10 protein-coding genes are annotated in these 9,073 nt (G+C 69.7%); 7 read left to right on the forward strand and 3 right to left on the reverse strand.

The annotated features are described in order from the left end of the window. The first annotated feature begins 96 nt into the window (after positions 1 to 96). From VF746_01280 to hslU, 5 genes are all read left to right on the forward strand, one after another. On the forward strand, positions 97 to 759 hold the full coding sequence (locus tag VF746_01280) for a hypothetical protein (protein HEX8691044.1): 663 nt from the start codon (positions 97 to 99) through the stop codon (positions 757 to 759). Between the two features lie 638 nt (positions 760 to 1,397). Then, a complete protein-coding gene (trmFO, locus tag VF746_01285) occupies positions 1,398 to 2,747 on the forward strand; it encodes a methylenetetrahydrofolate--tRNA-(uracil(54)-C(5))-methyltransferase (FADH(2)-oxidizing) TrmFO (GenBank protein HEX8691045.1) in 1,350 nt (449 codons plus the stop codon). After that, on the forward strand, positions 2,744 to 3,691 hold the full coding sequence (locus tag VF746_01290; protein ID HEX8691046.1) for a tyrosine recombinase XerC: 948 nt from the start codon (positions 2,744 to 2,746) through the stop codon (positions 3,689 to 3,691). The genes trmFO and VF746_01290 overlap by 4 nt, the downstream gene beginning before the upstream one ends. Positions 3,692 to 3,973: 282 nt before the next feature. After that, positions 3,974 to 4,516 (forward strand): ATP-dependent protease subunit HslV, encoded by a 543-nt coding sequence (hslV, locus tag VF746_01295; GenBank protein HEX8691047.1) that lies wholly within the window; start codon positions 3,974 to 3,976, stop codon positions 4,514 to 4,516. Positions 4,517 to 4,852: 336 nt separating this feature from the next. Continuing rightward, positions 4,853 to 6,334: an ATP-dependent protease ATPase subunit HslU gene (gene hslU, locus VF746_01300; GenBank protein ID HEX8691048.1), complete on the forward strand. Its 1,482-nt coding sequence runs from the start codon at positions 4,853 to 4,855 to the stop codon at positions 6,332 to 6,334. 100 nt (positions 6,335 to 6,434) lie between these two features. Here hslU and VF746_01305 read toward each other — a convergent pair whose 3' ends face one another. Beyond that, a complete protein-coding gene (locus tag VF746_01305; protein ID HEX8691049.1) occupies positions 6,435 to 6,794 on the reverse strand; it encodes a hypothetical protein in 360 nt (119 codons plus the stop codon). A 256-nt stretch (positions 6,795 to 7,050) separates the two neighbouring features. Between VF746_01305 and VF746_01310 the strand changes: the two genes are divergently transcribed. Both VF746_01310 and VF746_01315 read left to right on the forward strand, forming a co-directional pair. Further along, complete coding sequence (locus VF746_01310; GenBank protein ID HEX8691050.1) at positions 7,051 to 7,299, forward strand: addiction module protein; 249 nt, start codon at positions 7,051 to 7,053, stop codon at positions 7,297 to 7,299. Then, positions 7,296 to 7,604 (forward strand): type II toxin-antitoxin system RelE/ParE family toxin, encoded by a 309-nt coding sequence (locus VF746_01315; GenBank protein ID HEX8691051.1) that lies wholly within the window; start codon positions 7,296 to 7,298, stop codon positions 7,602 to 7,604. Before VF746_01310 ends, VF746_01315 begins: the two co-directional genes overlap by 4 nt. 79 nt (positions 7,605 to 7,683) lie before the next feature. Here the strand turns inward: VF746_01315 and VF746_01320 are convergent, their stop codons facing one another. Continuing rightward, the gene (locus tag VF746_01320; protein ID HEX8691052.1) at positions 7,684 to 8,100 is read right to left on the reverse strand and encodes a hypothetical protein; all 417 of its coding nucleotides are present in this window, start codon (positions 8,098 to 8,100) and stop codon (positions 7,684 to 7,686) included. A gap of 291 nt (positions 8,101 to 8,391) precedes the next feature. Further along, positions 8,392 to 9,073, reverse strand: a 682-nt coding sequence (locus VF746_01325; GenBank protein HEX8691053.1) for an ATP-grasp domain-containing protein, incomplete at its 5' end; no start/stop codon positions are given.

Here is a 9,073-nt window from a genome sequence, read left to right on the forward strand (position 1 = left end):
GGAACCCCTTTGGTGTTCTCCGTTAACTCCGTTACCTCCGTGTGAGGCATTTCTGCTGTTCCTGATGCCGTTCGCGGACGGGGAGGGAGATACACGATGGGATTCGAGGCATGGATCGGCGTGCTGGGCTTCGTGGGGACGCTGCTGCTGGTGCTGGTGGGCCTGCTCAACTTCTCGGTCTTCTGGAAGCAGCTCCACATCGCCAAGGAGCAGATCGACACGGCGGTGCGCCAGCTCGAGATCGCGCAGAAGCAGCCCGACCTGCACCTGATCCAGCGGGCCATCACCGAGACCTCCGACCACGTCCGGCTCCTGGTCGAGCGGCCCTACCTGCGGCCGTACTTCTACGACGACGCCGAGTGGAAGCCGGGCGACAGGGCCACGCGCGACGAGGTGCAGGCGATGAGCGAGCTCATCCTCGACAACTTCGCCTCGGCGCTGATGCACGCGGCCGCGTTCCCGCAGTACCCGGTGCGCGGGATCGACCGCACCATCATGTTCCACCTGCGCAAGAGCCCGGCGCTGCGCGAGTTCCTGGTCGCCAACTTCGACCGCTTCCCGTTCTCCGGCCTCACGCTCCTGGTCCTGAAGAACCACGCCCGGGAGGAGGTCGAGGCCGACCTGCGCCGGCTGATCGACGCCCCCGGCCTGGACGAGCCCGAGGCCGCGCGGCGCAGGGAGCTGCTCCGGCTCTTCCAGGAATCGGAGGTCCGCCAGCCGATCGAGTTCACGGCCATGAGCATGGAGAAGCGCCGCTGACGCATTTCGCCGTCATTCCGAGGCCCGGTCACGCGGGGCTTGCCCCTGCACGAATGACCGCAGGGCCGAAGAATCTTCTCACCTCGCCAGGTGGGTTGGGCGCGGTAGCGGCACGGATGCCTGCTCGCTTCGTCCCCCCGAGGTTTTTCGGGGATGGGGATTGGTACTCATACCGGATTCCAGGAATCAGTGTGCAATCCGGTCCCTCTCGCGAACCATGTCATTCCGAGCGGCGCCGCAGCACCAATCTGGATTTCACACCTGAGCTGGGCGGCGCCCGAGGAATCTACTCACCCCGTCCGGATGCTGGCTCCGTGCACTGATCCGGCCTCCTGCCGGCCGCGGGTAGATTCCTCGGGAGCCCGGCCGACTTCGGTGGCGGACGCGAGCTCAGCGCATCGGGCTCCACTCGGAATGACAGCTTCCAATGCGCAGCGAATCCCGAACGACGGTATCATATCGAACAACCCGCGCGGAACGGGCTTTCCGGCCACGTGGTACAGGGACCCGCGCGCGCCGCCCCTCTCCCGCACCGGGAAGAGGGGTGGTGTTGCGTTCGGGGGATGCGCGGGTGAGAATTGGTCCATGTCGATCCGGGAGATCGAGCCCGGACGGTTGTTCAATCGGAGGAGCGCGAGATGGCGGAAGTGACGGTGGTCGGCGGCGGGCTGTCGGGGTCGGAGGCCGCGTACCAGCTCGCGGAGCGGGGGCACGACGTCACCCTGTGCGAGATGCGCCCGGTGCGGGGGACGCCCGCGCACCAGACCGATCACCTGGCCGAGATCGTCTGCTCCAACACCTTCAAGAGCGAAGACCCGCACAACGCGCACGGGCTGCTGAAGCTGGAGATGGACGAGCTGGGCGCCGGCGGCAGCCTGCTGCTGGCCTGCGCCCGCGAGAGCCGCATCCCCGGCGGCGCCGCGCTCACCGTCGACCGCCGCGAGTTCAGCCAGCGGATGACGGCCGCCATCGAGGCGCACCCCCGCATCCGCGTCGTCCGCGAAGAGGTCGCCGGGCTCCCCGCCGGCCCCGCCATCGTCGCCACCGGCCCCCTCACCTCCGACGCGCTCTCCTTCGCCGTCCGCCGCGCGCTGGGCGACGAGGGGCTCGCCTTCTTCGACGCCATCGCCCCCGTCGTCAGCGACGAGTCGCTGGACCGCGAGAAGCTCTTCGCCGCCAGCCGCTGGGGGAAGGGCGGGGGAGACGACTTCCTCAACGCGCCGATGGAGAAGGAGCAGTACGAGGCCTTCGTCGAGGCGCTGAAGACGGGCGAAGAGTACGCGGGGCACGACTGGGAGAACGTCCCCTACTTCGAGGGGTGCCTGCCGATCGAGGTGATGGCGCACCGCGGCGTCGACACGCTCCGCTTCGGGCCGATGAAGCCCGTGGGCCTCCCCGTGCCGCAGTGGGGCGGCAGGCGCGCCTGGGCCGTCGTGCAGCTCCGCCGCGAAGACCGCGCGGGCCAGCTGTGGAACCTGGTGGGCTTCCAGACGCGGCTGAAGATCCCCGAGCAGAAGCGCATCTTCCGCATGATCCCGGGGCTGGAGAACGCCGAGTTCCTGCGCTGGGGCTCCATCCACCGCAACACGTACCTCAACTTCCCCGCGAAGCTCTCCGCGCACGGGTCGCTGCGCGAGCGGCCGGAGCTGATCTTCGCGGGGCAGATCACCGGCGTCGAAGGCTACACCGAGTCCACCGCGGTCGGCATCCTGGCCGCCGCCAACCTGGACCGCGTCGTCCGCGGATTGGAGCCGGTCGTCCCGCCGCCCACCACCATGCTCGGCGGGCTGCTGCGCTACCTCCGCGAGAGCGACCCGGCCCACTTCGCCCCGATGAACTCCAACTTCGGGCTGCTGGACCCGCTGGAGACCGCGGGGAAGATGAAGAAGGAGGAGAAGCGCGAGCGGCTGGTGGAGCGCGCGCGCGCCGACTTCGGCGCCTGGATGGACGCCCACGACCTGCGCGTCGCCGAGCCCGCCTCGCGATGAGCCCCGGCGAAGCCTCCGAGACCCCGCGTGGCGGCGAGCTGGAGGCCTTCCTGCGCTACGTCGAGCACGAGCGCCAGCTCTCCCCGAACACGGTGCGCGCCTATACGGACGACCTGGCCGAGTTCGAGGAGTTCCTGGGCCGCTACTACGGCTCGCCCGAGTGGACCTGGGCCGGCGTCGACCGCCTGGCGATCCGCAGCTGGATGGGCGACTGCGCCACCGTGCGCGGGCTGGCGAAGAGCTCCATCGCCCGCAAGCTCTCGGCGGTGCGCTCGTTCTACCGCTACCTGCACGTCGAGGAGCGGGTGGACGCCAACCCCGCGCGCCCCGTGCGCACGCCGAAGCGCGACCGCACGCTCCCCGGCTTCCTCACCCTCGACCAGATGAAGGAGCTGTTCGCGCTCGCCGAGGCGCGCGCGGCCGAGGGCGGCTTCCACGCCCTGCGCAACCTGGCGGTCGTCGAGCTGTTCTACGCCACGGGGATGCGCCTCTCCGAGCTGCAGGGGCTCGACGTGGCCGACTTGGACGTGGTGGCCGACCGCGCGCGGGTGCGGGGGAAGGGGCGCAAGGAGCGCATCGTGCCGCTGGGCGGCGCGGCCGCGCGCGCGCTCCGGCGCTACTACGAGGCGCGCGACCGCGTGCTGGAGCAGGCCCCGCGCGGCGACCGGCGCGCCGTCTTCGTCAGCCAGACGGGGAAGCGGCTCACCGTCCGCCAGGTCCAGAACGTCGTCGGCGCGTTCCTGAAGTGGGTGGCCGACGAGACGGGCCTCTCCACGCACTCGCTCCGCCACACCTTCGCCACGCACATGCTCGACGCCGGCGCCGACCTGGTGGCGGTCAAGGAGCTGCTCGGCCACGCGTCGCTCAGCACCACGCGGATCTACACCCACACCTCCAAGGAGCGGCTGAAGAAGGTCTACCGGCAGGCGCACCCGCGGGCGTGAGGGTACGGGGTACGCGGTACGGAGTACGGAACCGCGGTTGCGGTGTAACAGGCGACGCGCGAACTTGCCCCAGCCCCGCCGCTGGGGTAAATCGTTTGCGCGCAAATCGGAGACGCAGCCCTCCCGGACGCGTTCGAACGATGTCATCCCGAGGGGCGCGGTAGCGACCCGAAGGATCTACTCGCCCTGGCTGGTGGGCTGCCGCCGGTGCCGAAATCCGGCGAGCACCGGGTGGGGTAAAGGCCCTACTGATCGAAACGGAAGACGAAAGACGGACGATAGATGAGCATCCCGAAGTTCCACGCCACCACCATCCTGGCCGTCAAGCGCGACGGCAGGGTCGCCCTGGGCGGCGACGGGCAGGTGACCACCGGCGACGTGGTGGCCAAGTCCAGCGCCGTGAAGGTGCGCAAGCTGCGCGAGGGGAAGATCCTGGCCGGGTTCGCCGGCTCCGTGGCCGACGCCTTCACCCTCTTCGAGAAGTTCGAGGAGAAGCTGGAGCGCTACCCCGGCAACCTCTCCCGCGCCGCCGTCGAGCTGGCCAAGGACTGGCGCAGCGACCGCTACCTCCGCCGCTTGGAGGCGCTCCTGGCCGTGGCCGACCGCGACCACATCTACATGCTCTCCGGCACCGGCGACGTGATCGAGCCCGACGACGACATCGTGGCCATCGGCTCGGGCGGCGCGTACGCCCTGGCCGCCGCCCGCGCGCTCAAGGAGCACTCCACCCTCACCGCGGGCGAGATCGTGCGCCGCGGCCTGGAGATCGCGGGCGACATCTGCATCTACACCAACCGCAACGTCACCGTGCTGGAGCTGGACTGACGGAGGTCGATCCGCGCAATTTCCCCGGCAATGGGGTGGCCCGATGCTGTCATCCTGAGGGAGCGTCCGCGCCGCAGTCGCTTCCGCGCCGGGGGTTGGACGCTCCCGAAGGATCTACTCCCCCTGTCCGGTGGCTGGCTCGGCGCGCGGAACTGCCCACCCGGCGGTGTGAGTGGATCCTTCGGTCGCCGCCGGACATCCACGCCGGGGCAGGATCGGCGGGGCGGCGACCTCAGGATGACATCCATTCGGGATGAGCGGTCCGGTTCGAGACGAATTCGAGGCGGGGACCAGGACGAAGGACGCAGCGTCCCCTGATTGACCGAGACGATAGAGATGGCGACGAACGAGATCGAGACCCCCGACGCCGCGCAGCCCGGCGAGGGCGACTTCCAGCCCTGGCTCGACGAGCTGACGCCCCGCGGTATCGTGGCCGAGCTGGACAAGTACATCGTGGGCCAGGGCGAGGCCAAGAAGGCCGTGGCCATCGCCCTGCGCAACCGCTGGCGCCGCCAGCGCGTGGACGACGAGCTGCGCGAGGAGATCGTCCCCAACAACATCATCATGATCGGCCCCACCGGGGTGGGGAAGACCGAGATCGCCCGGCGCCTGGCCCGCCTGGCCGGCGCGCCGTTCGTGAAGGTCGAGGCCTCCAAGTTCACCGAGGTGGGCTACGTGGGCCGCGACGTGGAGTCGATGGTGCGCGACCTGGTGGAGGTGGCCGTCAACATGGTGCGCACCGACCGCGAGGACGAGGTGCAGGAAGTGGCCGAGCAACGCGTGGAGGAGCGCCTGCTGGACCTCCTGATCCCGCCTCTGGACGGCGCCAGGCCCGGCGGCGAGGGCGGCGCGCTGGGCGAGGCCGGCCGCCGCGTCTTCGTGGCCACCCCCACCGGCCAGGTGGAGACCCCCGACGATGCCCAGGTGCGCGAGCGGCGCGAGCGCACCCGCGAGAAGTTCCGCCAGCTCCTGCACGACGGCAAGCTGGAGGACCGCGAGGTGGAGGTGGAGGTCACCCAGAGCTCGCCGATCGAGAACATGATGGTGCCGATGGGGATGGACCCCGGCATGGACGCGGGCTTCGTGGACATGCTGCAGGACATGCTCCCCAAGCGCACCAAGCGGCGCACCGTCACCGTGGCCGAGGCGCGGCGCATCCTCCTCCAGGACGAGCTGGACAAGCTGGTCAACATGGACGAGGTGGTGAACGAGGCGCTCGACCGCGTGGAGGAGATGGGGATCATCTTCCTGGACGAGATCGACAAGATCGCCGGCGACCGCGGCGGCGTGGGCCCCGACGTCTCGCGCGAGGGCGTGCAGCGCGACCTCCTCCCGGTGGTGGAGGGCTCCACGGTGCAGACCAAGTACGGCCTGGTGCGCACCGACCACATCCTGTTCATCGCGGCGGGCGCGTTCCACGTCTCCAAGCCCAGCGACCTGATCCCCGAGCTGCAGGGGCGCTTCCCGATCCGGGTGGAGCTGAAGAGCCTGGGCGAGCTGGACTTCGTGCGCATCCTGAAGGAGCCCAAGAACGCGCTGATCACCCAGTACCGCGCCCTGGCCGCCGCCGACGGCGCCGCGCTCGACTTCACCGACGACGGCGTGGCCGAGATTGCCCGCATCGCCGCGCAGGTGAACGAGCGCATGGAGAACATCGGCGCGCGGCGGCTGCACACGGTGCTCACCACGCTGCTGGAGGACATTCTCTTCGAGCTCCCCGAGCTGGAGCCCAAGCAGATCGTGATCGACGCCCAGACCGTCCGCGACCGCCTCAAGGACATCGTCGAGGACGAGGACCTGCGCAAGTACATCCTGTAGCCCGCCCGCGGGCCGGAAGAACGTCGGAGCGGCGCATCCCCGGGGGATGCGCCGCTCCGTTCGCCTACCGCGGCCTTCGGCCGACTGGACGGGCTCCGCGTCAGCGGTCGCGCAGGTCCTCGCGCGTGCTCTCGGGCGCCGTCTCCTCCACGCGGCGGTTCTGCGCCTCCAGCGCGTCGCGGTTCTCCTCGGCCTCGTGCACGTGCTCGCGCGCCCGCGAGGCGTCTTCCGAGCCCTGGTCCTGGCCCGCGCCGCCCGCGCTCATCCCGCCCGTGCCGCCCACCGGGCCGTCGGACTGCAGGTGTGACGGCGTGGTGGCCTCCGTGCGGCGGTTCTGCGCCTCCAGCGCGTCGCGGTTCTCCTCCGCGTTCCGCACGTGCTCCCGCGCCTCCGACGCGTCCTCCGACCCGAGCCCGTCGCCGCCCGCCCGCGAGCCGCTGCCCCCGAGGTTCTGCTCCATGGATGTCTCCTTCGTCACACGTTCCCGTCCTCCTAGCGCGAGCGGGGCAGGGGCAACTTCCATTCCGACTGGACAGAGAAGAGTGTTGGGTGTAGACCAACCAGCCGTTCTCCCGCCGACGTCTTTAGCACGGGGACTTGCGTAATGTGCCGCAAGGAGTGTACAGTTTTCTAATGAGCCACTGGCAAGAGAGCCACGGAACGAGCATGCTCAGCGCTATGCCTGAGAACAGACGGACCGCTCCCCTCGTCGAACGATGAAGAAGAACCCGATCTTCGATTTCAGCCACCTGAGCGCGGTTGAGCGCATCGAGTTGGCTCAGGACCTTTGGGACAGCCTCACGCCGGAAGACGCGGGCGACGTCCCTCTCTCTGAAGCGCAACGTGCCGAGCTGGGGAGGAGGCTTGAGGCCGCTCGGCGAAACCCGAAGGAGGGCTACTCCTGGGCGGAGGTGCGCGAGCACGTGCTCGAGACCCTCGAAGGTGTGAGGGCGAAGAGCGCGTGAGCCGAGGCCTCATCATCCGGCATGAGGCCGATGCGGACATTGTCGAAGCCGCCGCGTGGTACGAGGCGCAGTCCTACGGGCTCGGTGCGGAGTTCTTCCAAGCCGTAGACGTTTGCATTGCGAACGCCGTTCGCGCTCCGCAACGCTACGCTCGTGTTCAGGGCATCGGAGAGGGAGATCTGCGCCGTGCGCTCGTAAGCCGCTTTCCCTACGCGGTGTACTTCTACTTCGACGACGAGGACGTAATGGTCATCGCCTGCATGCACCTGCGCCGCGATCCGGGCGAGCTCGCGAAGAGGCTTTAGACACTCCGTCGGGCATGACAACGAAGGCCCCGCACCGGATTCCGGTGCGGGGCCTTCGTGTGTCGGGTGGGGCGCCGAGTCAGTCGGGGAAGGTGATCCCGCCGGCGGTGTGCGGATTGCCGCCGCCGATGAGGTCCGCGATCGCCGCCATCTCGGCGCCCATGTTGTCCAGCCGGTGCAGCACGCTCCGCGAGTGGCCGTAGTCGAAGTACAGCAGGAGCGCTTCCTCGTTGCCCGGGCTGGTTTCGATAATCTTGCCGTCGAGCCGGCGATGCAGGTCGGTGACGATGTGGAACACCGCGCCCTGCACCCGCCGCTGGTCGTCCAGCGTCTCGATGCTCATGTCGCCGGTCAGGCGGGGGAGGAGCCGCTCCACCATCACCACGCCTTCCGGAGGGGCCGCCACGGCGCCCGCGCGACCGTAGGCTTCCGCCACGATCGCTTCCGAGGCCGCCGTGAGCGCCCGAAGCTCTTCGAAGTTGCAGTGAAGGATCAACTGGAGCCTCCTTTTCCCTTAGCCGCTCCGCCCTGTCGTACAGGCAAGGGGCGGGCCAGTTCCACGCACACTGGTACACCACGTGTTCCCAGAGGTTACGCCGGGAGTCCGCCAGAGGTTTCGTGGTGCCTCTGAAGCGGGAACGCGTTGCGTGGAGCGTTCCTGACGGCGCGGTGTTCGTCCCACGCGGGGGACGGATGCGCCGGAGCTGGAGGGTCGGGTGTGGCGCGAGGTTCGCTGCGGTCTTTCTACATTTGCATCATTCTCCGCGGAACGCAAGTCCCATCTGGGTCACGCCTGCCCCGTGGCCAGGCGCCAGGCCTGCAGCGCGCGCTCCAGCGCCTCGTTCACCGTCTCTCCCAGCGCGGTCAGGTGCCCCATCTTCCGCCCGGGGCGCGCCTCGGCCTTCCCGTACAGGTGGAGCGCCGCCGTGGGGACGCCGAGCGCCGCCGCCACGCCCGCGCGGCCGAGGCCCGTGCCGGCGTCCTCGCCCATCAGGTTCACCATGGCGGCGGGACGCAGCAGCCCGGTGGAGCCCAGCGGGAGCCCGCAGACGGCGCGGAGCTGCTGCTCGAACTGCGAGACGGGGCAGGCGTCCAGCGTGTAGTGCCCGGAGTTGTGGGGGCGGGGGGCGATCTCGTTCATGCGGATCACCCCGTCTTCGCCCACGAACATCTCCACCGCCAGGAGACCCACGACGCCCAGCCCCTCGGCGAGCGCGGTGGCGATGCGGCGGACCTCCTCGGCCTGGGCGGGCGGGATGCGCGCGGGGGCCACGCTGGTGTGGAGGATGCCGCGCCGGTGGACGTTCTCGGCCGCCGGGAAGCACGCCGTCTCGCCGGTCGCCGACCGCGCGACGACGACGGAGACTTCCAGGGTGAAGCGGACGAACGCCTCCAGGATCAGCTCGTCGCCGTGGGCGGCCACCTCGTTGTAGGCGGCGTCGGCGTCCGCGGGCCCTCGGATCACCGCC

Origin of the sequence: Longimicrobium sp. (assembly GCA_036389795.1) — a bacterium.
GTDB lineage: Bacteria > Gemmatimonadota > Gemmatimonadetes > Longimicrobiales > Longimicrobiaceae > Longimicrobium.